The organism is Flavobacterium sp. (assembly GCF_044360715.1).
GTDB lineage: Bacteria > Bacteroidota > Bacteroidia > Flavobacteriales > Flavobacteriaceae > Flavobacterium.
Genome location: NZ_JBIKJY010000012.1, coordinates 1 through 18,595, shown reverse-complemented (window position 1 = coordinate 18,595; position 18,595 = coordinate 1). Strand labels below are relative to the sequence as shown.

The 18,595-nt window shown below is 30.2% G+C and carries 22 protein-coding genes and 1 tRNA gene; 11 read left to right on the top strand and 12 right to left on the bottom strand.

Annotated elements, in window-relative coordinates; translation table 11 throughout:
* Positions 1 to 79: 79 nt before the first annotated feature.
* Positions 80 to 721, top strand: a complete 642-nt coding sequence (locus tag ACIQ16_RS05630; protein WP_353079473.1) for a protein-L-isoaspartate(D-aspartate) O-methyltransferase — start codon at positions 80 to 82, stop codon at positions 719 to 721.
* 16 nt (positions 722 to 737) lie between these two features.
* On the opposite strand, the gene ACIQ16_RS05625 is transcribed toward ACIQ16_RS05630, so the two are convergent.
* Complete coding sequence (locus ACIQ16_RS05625; RefSeq protein WP_396149464.1) at positions 738 to 1,790, bottom strand: Fic family protein; 1,053 nt, start codon at positions 1,788 to 1,790, stop codon at positions 738 to 740.
* Between the two features lie 97 nt (positions 1,791 to 1,887).
* On the opposite strand from ACIQ16_RS05625, the gene pafA reads away from it, so the two are divergent.
* Positions 1,888 to 3,498 (top strand): alkaline phosphatase PafA, encoded by a 1,611-nt coding sequence (pafA, locus tag ACIQ16_RS05620; protein ID WP_396149462.1) that lies wholly within the window; start codon positions 1,888 to 1,890, stop codon positions 3,496 to 3,498.
* A gap of 41 nt (positions 3,499 to 3,539) precedes the next feature.
* Here pafA and lysA read toward each other — a convergent pair whose 3' ends face one another.
* Positions 3,540 to 4,745 (bottom strand): diaminopimelate decarboxylase, encoded by a 1,206-nt coding sequence (gene lysA / locus ACIQ16_RS05615; RefSeq protein WP_396149460.1) that lies wholly within the window; start codon positions 4,743 to 4,745, stop codon positions 3,540 to 3,542.
* Between the two features lie 208 nt (positions 4,746 to 4,953).
* Between lysA and sucC the strand changes: the two genes are divergently transcribed.
* The gene (sucC, locus tag ACIQ16_RS05610) at positions 4,954 to 6,147 is read left to right on the top strand and encodes an ADP-forming succinate--CoA ligase subunit beta (protein WP_396149458.1); all 1,194 of its coding nucleotides are present in this window, start codon (positions 4,954 to 4,956) and stop codon (positions 6,145 to 6,147) included.
* 69 nt (positions 6,148 to 6,216) lie between these two features.
* Positions 6,217 to 6,290: transfer RNA gene (locus ACIQ16_RS05605), tRNA-Ala, on the top strand.
* Positions 6,291 to 6,298: 8 nt separating this feature from the next.
* Here the strand turns inward: ACIQ16_RS05605 and ACIQ16_RS05600 are convergent.
* Positions 6,299 to 7,063 (bottom strand): TIGR02757 family protein, encoded by a 765-nt coding sequence (locus ACIQ16_RS05600; RefSeq protein WP_396149456.1) that lies wholly within the window; start codon positions 7,061 to 7,063, stop codon positions 6,299 to 6,301.
* Position 7,064: 1 nt separating this feature from the next.
* Positions 7,065 to 7,733: an ABC transporter ATP-binding protein gene (locus ACIQ16_RS05595; RefSeq protein WP_396149556.1), complete on the bottom strand. Its 669-nt coding sequence runs from the start codon at positions 7,731 to 7,733 to the stop codon at positions 7,065 to 7,067.
* Between the two features lie 122 nt (positions 7,734 to 7,855).
* Between ACIQ16_RS05595 and msrA the strand changes: the two genes are divergently transcribed.
* The 4 genes from msrA to ACIQ16_RS05575 all read left to right on the top strand — a co-directional run bounded on the left by msrA (position 7,856) and on the right by ACIQ16_RS05575 (position 9,503).
* A complete protein-coding gene (msrA, locus tag ACIQ16_RS05590; protein ID WP_396149454.1) occupies positions 7,856 to 8,494 on the top strand; it encodes a peptide-methionine (S)-S-oxide reductase MsrA in 639 nt (212 codons plus the stop codon).
* Between the two features lie 165 nt (positions 8,495 to 8,659).
* Positions 8,660 to 8,959 carry a hypothetical protein gene (locus ACIQ16_RS05585; protein WP_396149452.1) on the top strand — a complete coding sequence of 100 codons (300 nt, stop codon included), beginning with the start codon at positions 8,660 to 8,662 and terminating at the stop codon, positions 8,957 to 8,959.
* Positions 8,960 to 9,036: 77 nt separating this feature from the next.
* A complete protein-coding gene (locus ACIQ16_RS05580) occupies positions 9,037 to 9,231 on the top strand; it encodes a hypothetical protein (RefSeq protein WP_396149450.1) in 195 nt (64 codons plus the stop codon).
* The gene (locus ACIQ16_RS05575) at positions 9,231 to 9,503 is read left to right on the top strand and encodes a type II toxin-antitoxin system YafQ family toxin (RefSeq protein WP_353079530.1); all 273 of its coding nucleotides are present in this window, start codon (positions 9,231 to 9,233) and stop codon (positions 9,501 to 9,503) included. Before ACIQ16_RS05580 ends, ACIQ16_RS05575 begins: the two co-directional genes overlap by 1 nt.
* A 62-nt stretch (positions 9,504 to 9,565) precedes the next feature.
* On the opposite strand, the gene ACIQ16_RS05570 is transcribed toward ACIQ16_RS05575, so the two are convergent.
* The 4 genes from ACIQ16_RS05570 to ACIQ16_RS05555 form a co-directional block, all read right to left on the bottom strand.
* Positions 9,566 to 10,756, bottom strand: a complete 1,191-nt coding sequence (locus tag ACIQ16_RS05570) for a pyridoxal phosphate-dependent aminotransferase (RefSeq protein ID WP_396149448.1) — start codon at positions 10,754 to 10,756, stop codon at positions 9,566 to 9,568.
* 623 nt (positions 10,757 to 11,379) lie between these two features.
* Complete coding sequence (locus ACIQ16_RS05565; protein ID WP_396149446.1) at positions 11,380 to 12,933, bottom strand: DNA methyltransferase; 1,554 nt, start codon at positions 12,931 to 12,933, stop codon at positions 11,380 to 11,382.
* A 3-nt stretch (positions 12,934 to 12,936) separates the two neighbouring features.
* Positions 12,937 to 13,299 (bottom strand): hypothetical protein, encoded by a 363-nt coding sequence (locus ACIQ16_RS05560; protein ID WP_396149444.1) that lies wholly within the window; start codon positions 13,297 to 13,299, stop codon positions 12,937 to 12,939.
* 48 nt (positions 13,300 to 13,347) lie between these two features.
* Positions 13,348 to 14,007 (bottom strand): hypothetical protein, encoded by a 660-nt coding sequence (locus ACIQ16_RS05555; protein WP_396149442.1) that lies wholly within the window; start codon positions 14,005 to 14,007, stop codon positions 13,348 to 13,350.
* A gap of 445 nt (positions 14,008 to 14,452) precedes the next feature.
* Between ACIQ16_RS05555 and ACIQ16_RS05550 the strand changes: the two genes are divergently transcribed.
* Positions 14,453 to 15,214: a DNA-methyltransferase gene (locus ACIQ16_RS05550; protein WP_396149440.1), complete on the top strand. Its 762-nt coding sequence runs from the start codon at positions 14,453 to 14,455 to the stop codon at positions 15,212 to 15,214.
* Here the strand turns inward: ACIQ16_RS05550 and ACIQ16_RS05545 are convergent.
* Both ACIQ16_RS05545 and ACIQ16_RS05540 read right to left on the bottom strand, forming a co-directional pair.
* Positions 15,206 to 16,228, bottom strand: coding sequence for a hypothetical protein (locus ACIQ16_RS05545; RefSeq protein WP_396149438.1), 1,023 nt, complete (start codon positions 16,226 to 16,228; stop codon positions 15,206 to 15,208). The genes ACIQ16_RS05550 and ACIQ16_RS05545 overlap by 9 nt on opposite strands.
* 6 nt (positions 16,229 to 16,234) lie before the next feature.
* Positions 16,235 to 16,444: a helix-turn-helix domain-containing protein gene (locus ACIQ16_RS05540; RefSeq protein ID WP_396149436.1), complete on the bottom strand. Its 210-nt coding sequence runs from the start codon at positions 16,442 to 16,444 to the stop codon at positions 16,235 to 16,237.
* Positions 16,445 to 16,724: 280 nt separating this feature from the next.
* Here ACIQ16_RS05540 and ACIQ16_RS05535 point away from each other — a divergent pair, with 280 nt between their 5' ends.
* Together ACIQ16_RS05535 and ACIQ16_RS05530 are read left to right on the top strand one after the other, a co-directional pair.
* Positions 16,725 to 17,336, top strand: coding sequence for a recombinase family protein (locus tag ACIQ16_RS05535; RefSeq protein WP_396149434.1), 612 nt, complete (start codon positions 16,725 to 16,727; stop codon positions 17,334 to 17,336).
* Positions 17,333 to 17,671, top strand: coding sequence for a hypothetical protein (locus tag ACIQ16_RS05530; protein WP_396149432.1), 339 nt, complete (start codon positions 17,333 to 17,335; stop codon positions 17,669 to 17,671). The genes ACIQ16_RS05535 and ACIQ16_RS05530 overlap by 4 nt, the downstream gene beginning before the upstream one ends.
* Here ACIQ16_RS05530 and ACIQ16_RS05525 read toward each other — a convergent pair.
* Both ACIQ16_RS05525 and ACIQ16_RS05520 read right to left on the bottom strand, forming a co-directional pair.
* Positions 17,654 to 18,106 (bottom strand): hypothetical protein, encoded by a 453-nt coding sequence (locus tag ACIQ16_RS05525; RefSeq protein ID WP_396149430.1) that lies wholly within the window; start codon positions 18,104 to 18,106, stop codon positions 17,654 to 17,656. The genes ACIQ16_RS05530 and ACIQ16_RS05525 overlap by 18 nt on opposite strands.
* A 130-nt stretch (positions 18,107 to 18,236) precedes the next feature.
* The coding region (locus tag ACIQ16_RS05520; RefSeq protein WP_396149428.1) for a hypothetical protein at positions 18,237 to 18,595 on the bottom strand (359 nt) is incomplete at its 5' end.

Here is an 18,595-nt window from a genome sequence, read left to right as displayed (position 1 = left end):
GTTTTAGATTTTGGTGTTTAATTTTCTTGTTTTTTGGGAAAATTCCATCTAATTTTACATCAATAATTTACTTCAAAAATTGAAAGATACAAACAAACATCAAGGGCTTAGAAATCAACTCGTAAAACAGTTAGAAGAAAAAGGAATTACAGATAAAAATGTTTTGGCAGCTATCAGCAAAATACCGCGTCATTTATTTTTAGATTCCAGTTTTGAAAATTTTGCTTATCAAGATAAAGCGTTTCCGATAGGGGCAGGACAAACGATTTCTCAACCTTATACTGTAGCTTTTCAGAGTGAATTACTACAAATAGAAAAAGATCATAAAATTTTAGAAATCGGTACTGGTAGTGGCTATCAAACAGCTGTTTTAGTAACTTTAGGCGCAAAAGTTTATTCGATTGAAAGACAAAACGAACTATTTAAAAAAACATCAAGATTATTACCAACTTTAGGTTTTAGACCAAAATTATTTGTTTTTGGCGATGGTTATATTGGTTTAGAAAAAGAAGCACCTTTTGATAGTATTATTGTAACGGCTGGTGCACCATCAATTCCACAAGCATTAATGTCGCAATTAAAAATAGGCGGAAGGTTAGTGATTCCTGTTGGAGAAACAGAGCAAATTATGACCCTTTTGATACGAAAAAACGAAACGCAATTTGAAAAAACCGAATATGGAGATTTTAAATTCGTACCTTTATTAGAAAATAAAAATTAATCCCGAAGTATCGGGATTAATTAGGTTTGAGGATAGAAAGATAGCGTTCCAAACAATCAAGTTCTGTTTGTGCAATAAATAATAAAAAGTTTTCTTTGTTTTTTTCTGCATGACAACTTTCTAAAGCGTTATAATATTTCATTCTGGAAGTTAATTCTCCTTTAATATTAGCTATAACATAACCATTTTGAAGTAAAATTAAATTCATTAACAAGCGCGATGTTCTTCCATTTCCATCAATAAAAGGGTGAATACAAACCAAACGTTCATGCATTTCCGCAGCTAAAATTACTGGGTGTAACCTTTTTTTATTTTCAAAGTACCATAAATAGAGTTCTTCCATTTCTTTTGGAACCAAAAAAGGTTGTGGAGGTAAATGTTTACTGCCTTTTATCATAACTTGTGCTTTTCTATATTTTCCAGCATCTTCCGGATAAATACCTCTCAGTATTAAATTATGAATAGATAATACTTGTCTTTCAGAAATTGAAATTTCATTTTGAACTAAATCTTTAATATAATCAATAGCTTCATTATGATTTAAAACTTCTAAATGCTCACGCATACTTTTTCCAGAAATAGTAAGCCCTTCGTTAATTATAAAATCTGTTTCTTGTAAGGTTAAAGTATTGCCCTCGATTTTATTGCTTTCAAAAGTATATTCTAATTCTAATGCTTGAGTAATTCTAAAACTATCGTTATTTCTGTATCTATCTAATTCTTTTTTTAGTTCATCTATTTTTAAAAGAATATTTTCTAAATCGTCAGATAATTTCTGTCTTTTAAATGATGCATAATATCTAATTTCTTCTTCAGCAATCATCATTGCTTTTAAAGCATATTCATCTTGACCAATTTCGTCATAAATTCGTTCTTTAAGCCACGTAATTAATAAGTCTTCGTAATTTAATTGTAAAATTTCTGACAATTTTAGTAGTTGTTCTTTGGTTGGTTTTCTTGAACCATTTTCATATTTACTGATTAAAGATTGATCAATATCAAGCGCTATTGCAACATCAATTGTCCGTAACTGATTTTTTAATCTGGCGGTTCTTAATATATTTTTCATCACTTATCTTTTTTTGTCATGACAAATTTAGTCATATTTTTTGTTTTCTAAAAATATTTTACCCATTTTTTACATATATTTGTAAAAATTTTATTTTATGAAAAAATATTTATATTTCTTTTTAATTTTATTCAGTTTTGTTTTAAACGCACAAGATAAGCCAAAATTAGTGGTGGGAATTGTGGTAGATCAAATGAAAATGGAATACCTGTATCGTTTTTCAAATGATTTTTCTAATAATGGTTTTAAAAAATTAATGGCAAAAGGATTTACTTTTCATAATATGCATTACAATTATATGCCAACATATACAGCTCCTGGGCACGCAGCGATTTTTACTGGTGCGTTACCAAATGTAAACGGAATTGTAGGTAACGATTGGTTTAATAAAGCTACTGGCAAGGAAATGTATTGTACTGATGATGCTTCAGTTACTACTTTAGTTGAGGGTACAGAATCGGAAGGAAAAATGTCGCCAAAAAACCTATTTAGCACAACCATTACAGATGAATTAAAATTAGCTACCAACTTTAAAAGTAAAGTAATTGGAATCAGTATTAAAGATAGAGGGGCTATTTTGCCAGCGGGGCATTTTGCAGATTGGGCGTTTTGGTATACTAAAACAGGAAACTTTATTTCAAGTTCTTTTTACGGTAATAAATTACCAGATTGGACGATTCAATTTAATGAAGAAAAAAACTATTTAAAATATATTGAAAAAGGTTGGGATTTATTAAAACCAAAAGAAACATATAATGAAAGTTTAAACGATAATAATCCCTACGAAGGAAAATTATTTAAGAAAACGCCTTTTTTTCCATATGATACAAAAGAAATGTTTACAAATAATGATGCTGGAGTTTTAAGAACAACGCCTTATGGAAATAATTTAATTGCAGATTTTGCTAAAAAAGCCATTGAAAATGAGAAAATGGGAGCAGATGAAATTACTGATTTTTTAACTCTAAGTTTTTCCTCTACTGATTATGTTGGTCATGTTTTAGGCCCACGTTCCATAGAATTACAAGACACTTATTTACGTTTAGATGAAACAATTGCTGATTTTTTAACTTATTTAGACGAAAAAGTAGGCAAAGGAAACTATTTAGTTTTCTTAACAGCAGATCATGCCGGAGCTGAAAACGCAACGTATTTAAAAGATAATAAATATGAAGTTGAAAGTTTAAATAGTAAAAATCTACAACAAAGTATTATCGATTTTTCTCAAAAAACATTTGGCGAAAATATGTTATTAGATTATTCAAATTTCAATATTTTTATTAATAAAGAAAAAGTAAATCAAAAAGGGCTTGTTTTAAATGATGTTAAACAAAAAATTAAAACGTTTTTACTTTCGCAAAACTTTATTAGTAATGTTTTTACAGAAGAAGAAATTCAAAATTCGGGTTCAAATAATCAGTTGTTACAAATTATTTCAAATGGTTACGATCCAAAACAAAACGGCGAATTAGTCTTATTATTTAAGCCTGGTTTTATGGAATATTCTTCTACTGGAACTACGCACGGTTCGCCATATTCTTATGATACACACGTGCCTTGTCTGTTTTATGGTTGGAAAATCAAAAAAGGAGAATCGTTCAATAAAAAAACAATTACACAAATAGCGCCAACTTTAGCACAAAAGTTAAAGATAACTATGCCGAATGGTACACAATCTGAAGTTTTAGAAGAAGTTTTAAATAAATAATAAAAAAAGCACTGAAAATATCAGTGCTTTTTTTATGTTTTCTACATTTCAATTTCAACTTGGTTTCTTAAAATATCTTCAAAAGTTTCTCGTTGCCTAATTAAATGTGCTGTGCCTTTTTTCCATAGTACTTCAGCGGGTTTTACTCTTGAATTGTAATTAGAAGCCATTGAAAAACAGTAGGCACCAGCATTTTTAAAACTTAAAAAATCACCTTCATGAATTTCAGAAATTCGTCTATTTGTAGCAAAAGTATCGGTTTCACAAATATAGCCTACCACAGAATAATAACGTTCTTTTCCTTTTGCATTTGATATATTTTCTATGTGATGTTCTGCTCCATAAAGCATGGGTCTAATTAAATGATTAAAACCGGTATCAACACCAGCAAAAACTGTTGAAGTAGTTTGTTTTACAACATTTACTTTAGCTAAAAAAACACCTGCTTCGCTAACTAAAAATTTACCAGGTTCAAATACTAAAGTTAAATTTCTACCATATTCTTTTTCGAAGGCAAGGAAGCGTTTGCTTAATTTTCTACCAAATTCTTCAATATCCGTTTCAATATCGCCTTTTTTATAAGGTACTTTAAATCCGCTTCCAAAGTCAATAAAATCAAGATTTTTAAATTGTTTGGCAGTTTCAAATAAAATTTCGGCAGCATATAAAAATACTTCAACATCTAAAATATCAGATCCTGTATGCATATGTATACCATTGATATGCATTTTTGTATTTTCTACAATTCGAACAATATGTGGCAATTGATGAATCGAAATACCAAATTTACTATCAATATGTCCAACAGATATATTCGCGTTTCCTCCAGCCATAACATGCGGATTTACTCGAATACAGACGGGAATAGTTGGATGTTTCGCGCCAAAATGTTCTAATATGGAAAGATTATCAATGTTTATTTGCACACCCATTTCGGCTACTTTTTCAATTTCTTCAAAAGAAACGCCATTTGGGGTATACATAATTTCGTTAGGTTGAAAACCGGCATGTAATCCTAGTAATACTTCTTCAATAGAAACCGTATCTAATCCACAGCCTTCATTTTTTAATAATTTTAATACAGAAACATTTGAAAGTGCTTTTACTGCATAATGAATTTTAAAATTTTCTATCTTATGAAAAGCTTTTGTTAATCGATTATATTGGGATATAATTTTTTCGGCATTGTACACATATAATGGACATCCAAATTCTTGTGCTACTTGTACTAATTCTGAATTTTGCATTTTTATTTTTTTTGTAAAAGTAGTTTAGATAATTTCCAAACTAAAATTATTACACAAATAAAATATTTAAATAACAAAATGTTACACATATAACAATAGCTATACTAAATTATCAAATTTAATTTTAAAAATCAGAATAAAATTAGTCAATTACCAATTACTTTATTATTTTTGTCGCACTTTAAACAAGATTAACTCATACATAATTATGAACGTACACGAATATCAAGGTAAAGAAATATTAGCAAGCTATGGCGTGCGCATACAACGTGGTCATGTGGCCAATAATGCAGAAGAAGCTGTAGAAAAAGCAATACAATTAACTGCTGAAACCGGTACAGGTTGGCATGTAATAAAAGCTCAAATTCACGCAGGTGGTCGTGGAAAAGGTGGTGGAGTTAAATTAGCTAAAAATTTAGACCAAGTTAAAGAAATTGCGGGTCAAATTATTGGTATGGATTTAATTACGCCTCAAACACCTCCAACAGGAAAAAGAGTTCATAAAGTTTTAATTGCTGAAGATGTATATTATCCAGGTGAATCTGAAACGAAAGAATTTTATATGTCTGTTTTATTAAATAGAGGTAAAGGTCGTAATATGATTATGTATTCTACAGAAGGTGGAATGGATATTGAAGAAGTGGCTGAACATACACCGCATTTAATTTTTACTGAAGAAATCGATCCTTCAGTTGGTTTACAAGGATTTCAAGCAAGACAAATTGCTTTTAATTTAGGTTTATCAGGTGAAGCGTTTAAAGAAATGGTAAAATTTGTAGATGCTTTATACAAAGCGTACATTGGTTCAGACGCTACTATGTTTGAAATTAATCCAGTTTTAAAAACATCAGATAATAAAATTATTGCAGTTGATGCTAAAGTTGATTTAGATGATAATGCTTTATTCCGTCATAAAGATTTAGCTGAAATGCGTGATGTTCGTGAAGAAAATCCTATTGAAGTTGAAGCGAAAGAGGTTGGTTTAAATTATGTAGATTTAGATGGAACGGTTGGATGTATGGTAAACGGAGCTGGTTTAGCAATGGCTACTATGGATTTAATTAAATATGCTGGTTTTGAACCTGCAAACTTCTTAGATGTAGGAGGAACTGCAGATGCAAAACGTGTTGAAACCGCATTCCGTATTATTTTAAAAGATGCGAATGTAAAAGCTATTTTAATTAATATTTTTGGTGGAATTGTACGTTGCGATAGAGTAGCACAAGGTGTAGTTGATGCCTATAAAAATATGGGTGATGCAATTAAAGTGCCAATTATTGTTCGTTTACAAGGTACAAATGCAGAAATTGCAAAAGAATTAATTGACAATTCAGGTATGCCAATTTTATCAGCAGTTCAGTTTCAAGAAGCGGCTGATCAAGTAAAAGCAGCATTATCTTAATAAAATTATTTTTATTTTATATATTTATCCCGACTTAGGTCGGGATTTTTTTTATATTTGAAAAGTAAAGGGGGATTAGCTCATTTGGCTAGAGCGCTACGCTGGCAGCGTAGAGGCGACCGGTTCGAATCCGGTATTCTCCACTATAATTTTAAAACCCTTCAAAAACACCTAACCCAAATAAGGCAAAATCGTATTTTACAGGGTCATTAGCGTCTAAACGTCTTAAATTAGTATCCAATTCAAATAACGCTTTTGCATCATTTTGTTTTCTTGTTAAAAGCAATAATTTCCTTGCAACATTACCCGAATGTACATCTAACGGACAAGATAAAGCAGCTGTAGGAATGGTTTTCCAAATCCCTAAATCAACACCATTCGCATCATTTCGTACCATCCAACGTAAAAACATATTAATTCTTTTGGCGGCTGAACCATTTAAGGGATCTGAAATGTGTTTTTGCGTTCTTTGCAAATGTGGAATTTCAAAAAAGGTTTTCTTAAATTCAGATATGCTTTTTTGAGTCGAGTTGTTTTCAATATGTTTGGAAAATACACTTTCTAAATCGAGATTGTTCTTGTAAATATGTTGTAACGCTTTTATAAAAGTAACAGCATCAGTAGCATTAAAGGTACGATGTACAAAGTTTGATAATTTTTCTAAATGGATTTCTTTATGATTCATTACAAAATCATAAGGTGAATTTCCCATAATTTGCATAAGTTTATGCGAATTCGAAATAATCATTTTTCTATTTCCCCAAGCAATTGTTGCGGCTAAAAACCCAGCAATTTCAATATCTTCTTTTTGAGCATACAAATGCGGAATTTGTACAGGATCCGATTCAATAAAATTTTTATTGTTGTACAAGAGTACTTTTTCGTCTAAAAAACTTTTTAATTCTTCACTAGTCATCTTAGCTTTGTAACACGCCGTCAACCATTACTAATTTTCTATCGGCCATATTTGCCAAATCTTCATTATGGGTAACAATTACGAATGTTTGACCAAACTCGTCTCGCAATTTAAAAAACAGTTGATGTAAATTTTCTGCCGAAATATGATCTAAATTTCCTGAAGGTTCATCTGCAAAAATAACGGCTGGTTTATTTATTAAAGCTCTTGCTACTGCCACACGCTGTTGTTCTCCACCCGAAAGCTCATTAGGTTTGTGATGTATACGATGCGATAAACCCAAATAATCCAATAGTTTTTTGGCTTCAGTTTCTACTTCATTTTTCGATTTATTTGCAATAAAAGCCGGAATACAAACATTTTCTAACGCTGTAAATTCTGGTAACAATTGATGAAATTGAAAAATAAAACCTAAGTTTAAATTTCTAAATTTAGATAATTCAGCATCTTTTAAATCGATAATTGAAGTTTCATTAATTAATAAAGAACTGGACGTATTGTCTTTCTTATCTAATACATCTAAAGTTCCTAAAATTTGTAACAAGGTTGTTTTTCCAGCACCTGAAGGTCCTACGATAGAAACAATTTCGCCTTTTTGGATTTGCAGACTTACATTTTTTAAAACGTGTAAATCTCCATAATGTTTATTAATATTGTTCGCTTTAATCATCATATCAATTTGTACAAAGAAACAAAGAATTTGTGAATATTAAAATCTTTGCTGTACAAATCTAAAAGTAACGTTAAATTGGTTCATTGTAAAGTATTATTGTCTAAATTTGATAAAAAAAGATGAATTATATTGTATTAGTAAGTACTGTTTTGAGTTTTTTTTCGTGTGGAAATAAAACACAACTAACAGATAAAAAAACGGAGGTTAAAAAAGAAATTATGAATGATAGTGTACAAGTGGCAACGTTTGCCGGAGGCTGCTTTTGGTGTACAGAAGCCGTTTTTTTAGAAGTAAAAGGAGTAGAAAAAATTGTTTCTGGTTTTACAGGTGGTTTTATTAAAAATCCAGCTTATCGCGAAGTGTGTAACGAAACTACAGGACACGCGGAAGGCATTCAAATTACATTTAATCCTAAAGAAGTGGCGTATGAAGATTTATTAGAAATATTTTTTGCTACACACGATCCAACTACGTTAAATAAACAAGGCGCAGATGTGGGAACTCAGTACAGAAGTGCCATTTTTTATCATTCTCAAGAACAGAAAACAAAAGCAACAGCTTACATTCAATTAATTGAAAAGGAAAAGTTATACGCAAATCCAATTGTTACACAAATTGAAGAAGCGGGTGTTTTTTATTTAGCGGAAGACTATCATCAAAATTATTACAATCAAAACAAAGAGCAAGGCTATTGTCAGTATGTTATCGCACCGAAATTAGATAAGTTAAGAAAGTATTACAAGAGTAAGCTGAAGTAGTGTTTTAGAGAATAGATTATAGAAAATAGACATTGCGTTTGACTTTATTTTTTCAACACAGATTTTAGAAATTTTATGAATCTGTAAAATCTGTGTTCAAATACAATTTAAAATTGGTATTAAATTTGTATATTAGTATTTCTTATAATTAAAAATCACAACTATATGAATCAAGAACCACAACCAACGATTGCAAATAAAAGCGATAAAAAAACAAAGCTGATATTAAGTCTTATTTTTGATGGTATTGGAATGTTATCTTATATAGTGCCTGTATTTGCAGAATCACTTGATGTTATTTGGGCACCTATTTCAGGATTACTATTGGTTTTAATGTACAAAGGTACCGTTGGGAAAATTGCGGGTTTGTTTGGTACTATTGAAGAGTTAATTCCGTTTACAGACATCATACCAACGTTTACAATTACTTGGTTTTACACCTACATAATTAGAAAAGAAGCATAGCATTCTCAACTAAATAATAATTTGCTATTTTATAGCATATTCAATTTTTTGTATATTTGTATGATAAAATTAAAATTATGGCAGAAATAACATTAAAATTCGACGCTAAAAATCCAATTGCAAAAAAAACAATTGATTATATTTTATCTATTGGTGTTTTTAAAACGGTTTCAAAAAAATCGGCTATAGAAATGTCTTTGGAAGATGTTAAAAAAGGTCGTGTTAAAAAATATAAAGATGCAAATGACCTTTTTGAAAAGGTTTTTAGTTAATGTACACTATTATTACTACAAATCGTTTTGAAAAAGAATTAAAACTTTGCAAAAAACGAGGATATAATATGGAACTTATACAAAAAGTAATTTCTATTCTTTCAAATACAGGAAAATTACCTGAAAAGTATAAGCCTCACAAATTATCTGGGAACTATGAAAATTGTTGGGAATGTCATATTAAAGGAGATTGGCTTTTAATTTGGATGCAAAATGATCAAGAACTAACTCTTTTATTCACCAATACAGGTACCCATAGTGATTTGTTTTAAAACAAAGAAGCATAAAAAAATCCCACAATTAGCGGGATTTTTTATTTTATATAAATAGAAATTTAATCTTTATAAACCTTTAATGCTTCTTTTAATATTTGTGCCGATTTAATTAAATCTTCTTTTTTCAAAACATAAGCCATTCTTATTTCATCTAATCCAACACCTGGAGTAGAGTAGAAGCCTGCTGCTGGAGCTACCATAACGGTTTCTCCATTAAAATCATATTCTTCTAAAAGCCATTGTGCAAAATTATCCGCGTTTTTAACAGGTAATTTAGCAATACAGTAAAAAGCACCTTTTGGTTTAGCAATAGTAACGCCTTCAATTTTTTCCATTTCTTCCACTAACGTATTTCTTCTGTCAACATATTCAGTAATTACTTCATCAAAATAACTTTGTGGGGTATCTAATGCAGCTTCACTGGCTACTTGTGCATAGGTAGGTGGACTCAAACGTGCTTGTGCGAATTTCATAGCAGTTGCCATAAATTCAGCATTTTTAGAAACCACACAACCAATTCTTGCACCACACATACTAAATCTTTTCGAAACTGAATCAATCATAATCGCGTGTTGCTCTAAACCAGGAACGTTTAATACCGAATAATGTTTTAATCCATCATAGGTAAATTCTCTATATACTTCATCTGCAATTAAAAACAAATCGTGTTTTTTTACAATTTCAGCCAATTTGTTAATTTCCGCTTCAGAGTATAAATATCCTGTTGGATTTCCAGGATTACAAATCATTATAGCTTTTGTTTTTGGCGTAATTAATTTTTCAAATGCTTCCATTGGAGGCAATGCGAAACCAGTTTCAATTCCTGAAATAACAGGAACCACTTTTACACCACTTGCTGTTGCAAAACCGTTATAATTAGCATAAAATGGCTCAGGGATAATTACTTCATCACCATTGTCTAAAGTAGAACCTAATGCAAACATAAGTGCTTCAGAGCCACCTGTGGTAATGATAATATCTTTTGTATCTACGGGTAAACCTTGATTTTTATAATAAGCTGAAAGTTTGGTTCTATAGCTTTCAAATCCAGCACTATGACTGTATTCTAATACTTTTATATCGAAGTTTTTTACAGCTTGTAACGCTACTTCAGGTGTTTTAATGTCGGGCTGACCAATGTTTAAATGGTACACTTTTGTTCCATGTTTTTTAGCGCCTTCTGCATAAGGAACTAATTTTCTAATTGGCGATTCAGGCATTTGAATCCCTTTGTTTGAAATTTTTGGCATAGCTATAATTTTTGCTATGCAAAAGTGCAAAAAAAATAGGATTCAATAACAAAAATTTGAGAAAAAATAACAACTAAAATATATGTTTCTTGGAAATCAGATGAATGATTCATCTTTATTATTTTAATAGAAGTAAATAAAAAACCCTAACATCTAATTATTAAGAAGTTAGGGTTTTTATTGTAGCGAAAACGGGAGTTTAACCCGTGACCTCAGGGTTATGAAAATAATTAAACCTTTGAAATCCTCAATAATTACGGCACACATTATTGGATATTGTTCGTTTTTATCACTTTTCCTTACTCTATTTCCTTACTCCGGTATCTAAATGAATGATGAAAATATTTTTGACTTATTTATGTGTAGTTTTTTGTTATGTAATATTTATAAATAAAACCAAAATGAAAAAACAAAAAAACTCCAACCTATCTTTTACGATAAACATAAAAGATTACAATAACAACGAGGATATCATTAACTACCTAATTAAAGCAATAACCACTTCGTTAGAACTTAATGACGATTATAAGTTTCTGTCTGATATGAAGGATGCCAATGAAATAAATTTATCATTAAAGAAAAACTTAAAGATAAAGATTAAAGATTGCGGGTGTGGTCAGTAACTACTCAATATTCTCAATTCTTTGAATTTGGGGATTCTTTTCTAAAAAGTCCTCAAACCTTATATATGATTGTGCAGAATACACACCTGATTGTTCTATTCCAATATAATTACATTCATTAGCATATGCAATCAATCCTGTTGTTGCCTGACCGCTGAAAATATCCATTACCGAGTCCCCTTTTTCGGTGGTAGATAGAATACAAACCATAGGAATTTCAAAATCAAATAATGCATTATGTTGAAGATAAAAACCTTTACTCTCCAATAATTTCTTAAGGTAAGAATTGTTGATTACATTAGTTTCAAGCATACTATTAACCATTCCGGCACCATCATTTTCATTTCTTTCATCTTTATTAGTTGGGTAGAAGAAAACATTCCTGAATTTTCTTTTTTTATCTTTATCTCCGTAAGTAATCTTACCTAAAAATTCGTCGGCTTCATCAAACCAATTGTCTCTCCACTTGTATTTTTTTGCATCAAGAACAAAATGATATATATGCTCCATTGAGGGTTGAAATATATCGTTATTATCGTATGGAGGGTTACCCTTAAACCAAATACATTTCTGAGCGGTGATAAGACCTTCCTTCTCAAGTGCTAATAATAATTTTTCAGGGGTATTAAAATAATTCCCCTCCTTTCTAACATCCATAATGTTAATCCATATACTACCGGAGTGTTTTAATGTCCTAATACATTCTCGGACATATTTAACCATTTTTTCAACATATTCTTCAGGAGTTTTTTCGTGACCAAGTTGAATTAAGTTTTTGTCTTTTATTCCTTTTTTTATTTCTTTTCCATCTTCAGAGTATTTTCTTATACCTGAATAATATGGCGGGGATGAACATACGCAACTTATTTTTCCGTCATCAACAATGTCTGATAAGTCCTCACAACTTCTTGTGTAAATTTTGAAAGATTCATCAGTGTTTATCTCAATTTTTTTTACCTCTTTTTCATTTTGTTTTTCACCAACAATATTTTTAAGATAATTAAGAGCACCATCTACGGATTTGGACTTGTATAAATTTTCTAATTTTTCCCAAGCAGAATCATCATCTGTTTTGTTGTCCAATTCCTTTACTAACTTAAAGGATGTCAATACTCTTTTTATTGTGCTACCTTTACAATTGGTGTTAGCTAATAACTCATCTCTTTTTTGTTTTCCTTCTTTATCTCCTTTACCTCTACTAATATTATAATACTCCCCGATTATCATATACTCTTTCGCTACCTGAATCTCTGTTTTTGTTCTTTGAAGTTGTAGTGAAACAATCATATACTCGGTCACCTCATAATCCTCAATATCTTCTATTAAGACAGGAATGGTGTCAAAACGAGTGGAAAATTTAGCACAATAATATCTTCTGTTACCGGATATAATAAGACCTGAAGTTGTTATTTTTATTGGTTGGTCAATACCTCTTTCTTCAATGTTTTTATATAATTGAATGTCTTCAAACTTTTGCAACGAAAATTTTCCGTAAAACTCCTCTATGAATGGATTTGGGCGAACTTCTGAAATTTGTTTTATTTCTAATCTCATAATCTATTCAAAATAGGTTGGGAAGAATTTAATTAGTTCATCTCTTGCGATTTTTTTGGCATCCTCCAATAATCTTTCGTCATTTATGTCTTTGTATTGACTAACAGAGTTTATGACGAATTTTATTCGTCTTTTCACTGCTTTGTCACCGGGAACAACAAACACACTTCCCACATAAACATTTTCCCCCTGTAAGTCACTTAATGAAATATCAATCTTCGGTTCGTAAAATGGTTGAAGTATTTTATATGCCGGGTCAAGTTCATTTAGAACCAACTCAAGTTCTTTAATTTTGTTTATAATAACTTCCCGGTCTTTTTTTAATGTTTGATAACCTTCTTCGTTAAGTGTTACTAATAGTCCCATAGATATGTTTTTTTAATCATCGCAATTTAGCAAAAAAAATATAAAGGTTCAATTGGTCTTTTTTAACTCGTTGTTATTCTGTTGTTTATATCTATTATGATATAAAACATCAAAAGCATAAATTTTTGTTTTAGTTGAATATATTGCCCCCTTTTTACCAAATGTAATATCATACGGGACAACATAATTTTTGGTCTCTCTTTTGGTGTTTGGTTCAACCAAATACTCAAGGATAATTGCAATCTCCTCTTCGGACACCATATCTTTTCTGCAGTCAATTAAAAAGTGGGAATGGTAATAATCGTTAGTGGAGTTCTTTTCAATGGAATAGAAGAAGGTTATGTCCTTTTTTATAATTGATAATTTTTCAAACAATAATTTCATCTTGGCAACATTTTCTTCAATGGTTGCCTTTACCGGTTTGATGTTACAGAAGTAATTCCATTTGTGGTTATTAACCCATTTTATTGTATGACCCAATTTTGATTTCTCATTAGAACTTAACTTTCTACGCTTGTTAAAAAGTTCATCTAAAACAGAATAATGTATTTCTCTTGTTTCTTTTCCTTTTATTGATTTTACGAATCTTGTTTTATCGGTGGGGATGTTTTTAATCCTTAACTTATATGTTGTTTCTTTGATGGGGAATAGGTTTAATATATCTATTTTGTTATACCATTCTTTTTCATATCCTTCTCTATTAAGCATAGTATGTCTGATGTCACTTTTATCGTTTATTTTGAGTTAAATTATAATTCTTTCATATCTCAAAGTCAATTTTACAATAATGATGTTGAAACAAGTGTCTATTATGAAATACACATTTTATCATTTTAATTGACTTCCTGATATATAGTATTTATCAATAAATAGTTAAATGATAATGAAAAATCAAACCTTACCTCAAAAAAAAAATAACCGGAGTTAGATTTTTTTATGTAATTACTACACATAATAAAATATTTTGACCTTTGTTATCAAATTATAAGTTTTCCACCAAATAATATAAATCCTGAATACAATGAAAAATTAAAGAAAATTAACTTGTGTAGTTCGTAATAATGCAGTAATTTTGAACACTATGATTAGCAATACAAAAAAAGAAAAAGATATAGAGTTTAATGTAATTTATCATTCAGATTGCGTTGAAGGTATGAAGAAGTTACCGGACAATTCAGTAGATTTAATTGTCACTTCACCTCCTTATGATAATTTGAGAGAATACAATGGGTATTCATTTGATTTACACGAAACGGGTAAAGAAATATTTAGGGTGTTAAAAGAGGGTGGGATTGCAGTAGTAGTAATTCAAGACCAAACTAAAGATTTTGCAAAGTCCTTAACATCATTCAAAGTTGTTATTGATTGGTGTGATAATATTGGTTTTAAGTTATTTGAAACATTGATATATAGAAAGCACGGAACAGAAGGAGCTTGGTGGGTAAAAAGATTTAGAGTTGACCACGAATATATGCCTGTTTTTTTGAAAGGAAAAAAACCTCAATATTTTGATAAAGAACCAGTTAAGATTAAATCAAAGCACGGGGGGAAAGTAATGACAGGTAGTGGTAATAGAAAATCTAATGGTGAAACAACTGATACAGTAACTAGACCAATAAATGATACTAAATGTCCAGGAACTGTATGGGAATATTTAATGGCTGGAGATAAAAACCCATTAAAGAGGAAGCATCCTGCTGTGTTTCCGGATAAAATACCTTTGGATTTTATTAGAGTATTTTGTCCTCCAGGAGGTGTAGTATTAGACCCTTTTATGGGCTCTGGTTCTACAGCGGTGGCGGCGATACAAACGGGAAGGAATTATATAGGTTATGATATTTCATCAGAGTATATAGAAATAGCTAATGAAAGAATTAAAATTGAAAAAAATCAACATAAATTAGAGTTAGATTAATTTATCAGGTGCTTCAATTGTAAATTCAACATTTATTCCAGAGGTCATAGCCCAAGACAATGGGTTAAGTGACATAAATTCTTTGTAATTTTTTTTGTTTATACTCCACTTTCTCGCAGTGAAGTCGGATTTTGTAAATTGCATTTTATTAAATTTACTGAAATTCCATTTTTCTGACTTGTATTCCCAATTAGTATGTTTAGAAAGCATCTTTAGAAAAGATACACATCTATTCATAGCATCATCATTTATTTTATAAAGCGAACCATCAGTTTCAATATTGTATGCACTACTATCCTTATTTGAAATTTTTAATCTATCACCGCGTTCCCTTGGAATTGAGATATCATCTCTTTCTCTAAAGAAAGAATCCATTTCAAGCATCAATTTATAAGTTGTGTAATCTTCTCCCAAGAATACTTTTTTTAATAACTTTGAATTATCTTTTACCCTTAAGTAGCCCCACCAATTCATAACATTTTCTGGATAAGAGAACATTACATTAAAAGTTCCATCGGTAAAAAGTAAGGGGAAAATTGCCGTTTCATCAACTTTAATATTGATTTTACTTTCTAATATACCTATTAAAAGATGTATTGTGGCAAGGGGATATTTTAATCTGAAATTATTTTTATCGTAGCCACGCATTAAATTTGGTTGAATACATTGCTTAAATCTGTTGTTCCAATCATCATTGATTTCGCTGTTATATACAGATAACATATGATGCCCCATACTTTTTACACCTTCTCTGTAAATTTCAATATCTAAAAAACAAACATCATTATCAAATGCTGAATAACCATCTTTAATGACGCATACTTTTCCATCATAAAAACCAATTATTTCCCAATCAAGGTAAAATGACATAAATAAACCACATAATAGTCCATCGCTATCAGGACTTAATATACACTTTTGATTTCTCTTAGCAATCCAAGGATATTTTTCTAAAATTTCATTATAATCAATCTGATTATTTTTTCCTTGGAGTAACTCTTGAATTTTTGCCATAATTTTTTAATTAAATAATTGATTTATGTCTACATCAAGAGCTATTGCTAATTTTTGAATATTTGTAAGAGTAATGTTTTTCTCAGCCCTTTCAATCATACCTATATATGTCCTGTGTAGTTTTGCTCTATCAGCCAATTCTTCTTGAGAAAGGTTTTTCTCTTTCCTTAATTGTCTAATTTTTTCTCCGAATTTTATTAAAACAGATGAGCTCATTTTACAAAGCTAACCATAGTATACATTTTGTGCAACATACTATAGTTAGCATTATCTGATAGATGTAGAAAGGCAATGGAATAACATTATTCTATTTTTTTTCAATTATTCAACCACTAATTTTATTTTAATTTTTCATACTCTTAAATAAATGATTATTAGTTTTCCAAAATATCTTAATAAAAAAAACCACAAAAAGGTTAGCATTTAATTAGCATAAAGCATTAGGCAAACCGGTATTTCTGCGGTAGTTTAGCTCTCACACTTAAATAAAATCAAGATGAAGGTAAAATACAATCGCGTCTCCACTACAATTCAGTCAGGTTTTCGGTTTGATGCGGATACTGATAAATACGATTTAATCTTAATGGATAAAATATCGGGAAGTGTTCCTTTCAAGGAAAGACCACAAGCTAAAATATTGATTGACTATATTGAAGATGGAAAAGTCAATATTTTAGTTATTGAGGAGCTGAGTCGCCTTGGCAGGAATACAGGGGATTGTATCTCTACTTTAGAATGGATGGATGGAAAAGGAATCAATGTTATTGTAAGGAATCTTGGCATTGAATCAAGACCTAACGGCAAGAAAAATCCAATTTGGAATGTATTAACCTCTGTTATATCAAGTTTATATACATTGGAACTTGAAAATATTAAAGAGAGGACTTCAGTAGGAAGACAAATGTATGTTCAGCGTGGAGGTATTCTTGGGAGAAAGGTTGGAAGCACACTATCAGATAGAGATTTTATAGAAAAACCTAAATCTCAAAAAATAATAGAGTATCTAAATAAAGAATGGACTTTGCGGGAGATTGCCAAACAATTAGATTGTTCTACTCGGACTATTCAAAAAGTTAAAAAAGTTGCTCATAAACTTGAGTTGAAATGAGAAACATAGATATACATTGGAAAGTTGTAAATAAGTTATTGAACCGGACAATGAAGGTTGAATACAATTATGACTATGTTTTTTACCTTAATCCGGTTCAATATATTATGAATAGAGAGTTGATATCTGATTATTATATAGTGAATGAGGTTGTTTCAATAAATATAAAAAACAATATCAAGATGTTTGAATTTGACAAGTTGAGTAAAGATTTGAGGGAGTGTTTGAATTATTTACTACCGATGATTGAAGGTTCTGATTTTAGACGCGTAAATAAAGTTATCGTTAAAGTAAAAAGACCTGTTGTCTCCGGAACATTATTTGGCACTATCTAATCTTTTTATATCTCCGAACAATTGAATATTTTGACGATAGGAGAAATAAGTGCTTGATGATAAATTGTTTAATTCCTCTTTACCCTGATAACTTATTTTAATAGAAGAATAAGGACATATTTTCTTTGCACGACATTTTAACTCCAACTCATTCAATTTTGAATTGGTTGTCATAATAAAATTCAATATCAAGTTTTCATCGGTTAATAAAGGCTCGTAAATTCCTGACGGAACTATTCGCTTCCACCACAATCTATTTGATGGATGCCCTGTTAAACTTGATTTTGAATTTGATAATCGTTTATAAAAGTCGTTGATATTATTTAATCTCTTAAAAAACACGGGGGTGTCAAATACAATTGAGATAACATACCAATGGTTGTAGTTTTCAAGGTTATTTACGAATGACTTTATCTTAAGTTGTCTCTTCTTCATATTATTTTGATTGTTTATTATAATGGGGATAATCCCCACACAGGTAATATCATCATTTTTGACAAAAAGTATAGTGTTTGCTACGCGAGAATCCCAGCAAATTGTTCTCATTTAGGTTCAATAAAACCTATTAAAATGGTAGTTCTGAAGCACTTTTTGCTAATTCGTGATTTTGAAAAGGTGCTATATTGTTATTCTTGTCAAACCTTACTAATTCTACCGGGAGAAAAGGGATTTGAAAAAGTTCTTGAGTATTCACAAACTTCTCAAGGTCGTCAATTCTTTTTGGTGTGAATTGTTTTGGGTTATCATAAAAAATTTCAAAATAATAAATTAACTCGCTCGGATTTTCAACAAGGAATCCATCATCTTCTACAACTTGATAAAAATGCACGGCAAGTTTAGGGTATTTGGATTTTTTAGCGTAATATATTTCTCCCTTTATGAAAGTAACCTCATCAATTAGTTTGGATTTATTTTCTTCAACTA

What these genes read in the sequence shown, in the direction of transcription:
- ACIQ16_RS05625 (WP_396149464.1), bottom strand. Translation starts at nt 1,790, where the DNA reads ATGAAAAATATATTAAGAACCGCCAGATTAAAAAATCAGTTACGGACA.
- pafA (WP_396149462.1), top strand. Translation starts at nt 1,888, where the DNA reads ATGAAAAAATATTTATATTTCTTTTTAATTTTATTCAGTTTTGTTTTA.
- lysA (WP_396149460.1), bottom strand. Translation starts at nt 4,745, where the DNA reads ATGCAAAATTCAGAATTAGTACAAGTAGCACAAGAATTTGGATGTCCA.
- sucC (WP_396149458.1), top strand. Translation starts at nt 4,954, where the DNA reads ATGAACGTACACGAATATCAAGGTAAAGAAATATTAGCAAGCTATGGC.
- ACIQ16_RS05600 (WP_396149456.1), bottom strand. Translation starts at nt 7,063, where the DNA reads ATGACTAGTGAAGAATTAAAAAGTTTTTTAGACGAAAAAGTACTCTTG.
- ACIQ16_RS05595 (WP_396149556.1), bottom strand. Translation starts at nt 7,733, where the DNA reads ATGATTAAAGCGAACAATATTAATAAACATTATGGAGATTTACACGTT.
- msrA (WP_396149454.1), top strand. Translation starts at nt 7,856, where the DNA reads ATGAATTATATTGTATTAGTAAGTACTGTTTTGAGTTTTTTTTCGTGT.
- ACIQ16_RS05585 (WP_396149452.1), top strand. Translation starts at nt 8,660, where the DNA reads ATGAATCAAGAACCACAACCAACGATTGCAAATAAAAGCGATAAAAAA.
- ACIQ16_RS05580 (WP_396149450.1), top strand. Translation starts at nt 9,037, where the DNA reads ATGGCAGAAATAACATTAAAATTCGACGCTAAAAATCCAATTGCAAAA.
- ACIQ16_RS05575 (WP_353079530.1), top strand. Translation starts at nt 9,231, where the DNA reads ATGTACACTATTATTACTACAAATCGTTTTGAAAAAGAATTAAAACTT.
- ACIQ16_RS05570 (WP_396149448.1), bottom strand. Translation starts at nt 10,756, where the DNA reads ATGCCAAAAATTTCAAACAAAGGGATTCAAATGCCTGAATCGCCAATT.
- ACIQ16_RS05565 (WP_396149446.1), bottom strand. Translation starts at nt 12,933, where the DNA reads ATGAGATTAGAAATAAAACAAATTTCAGAAGTTCGCCCAAATCCATTC.
- ACIQ16_RS05560 (WP_396149444.1), bottom strand. Translation starts at nt 13,299, where the DNA reads ATGGGACTATTAGTAACACTTAACGAAGAAGGTTATCAAACATTAAAA.
- ACIQ16_RS05555 (WP_396149442.1), bottom strand. Translation starts at nt 14,007, where the DNA reads ATGCTTAATAGAGAAGGATATGAAAAAGAATGGTATAACAAAATAGAT.
- ACIQ16_RS05550 (WP_396149440.1), top strand. Translation starts at nt 14,453, where the DNA reads ATGAAGAAGTTACCGGACAATTCAGTAGATTTAATTGTCACTTCACCT.
- ACIQ16_RS05545 (WP_396149438.1), bottom strand. Translation starts at nt 16,228, where the DNA reads ATGGCAAAAATTCAAGAGTTACTCCAAGGAAAAAATAATCAGATTGAT.
- ACIQ16_RS05540 (WP_396149436.1), bottom strand. Translation starts at nt 16,444, where the DNA reads ATGAGCTCATCTGTTTTAATAAAATTCGGAGAAAAAATTAGACAATTA.
- ACIQ16_RS05535 (WP_396149434.1), top strand. Translation starts at nt 16,725, where the DNA reads ATGAAGGTAAAATACAATCGCGTCTCCACTACAATTCAGTCAGGTTTT.
- ACIQ16_RS05530 (WP_396149432.1), top strand. Translation starts at nt 17,333, where the DNA reads ATGAGAAACATAGATATACATTGGAAAGTTGTAAATAAGTTATTGAAC.
- ACIQ16_RS05525 (WP_396149430.1), bottom strand. Translation starts at nt 18,106, where the DNA reads ATGAAGAAGAGACAACTTAAGATAAAGTCATTCGTAAATAACCTTGAA.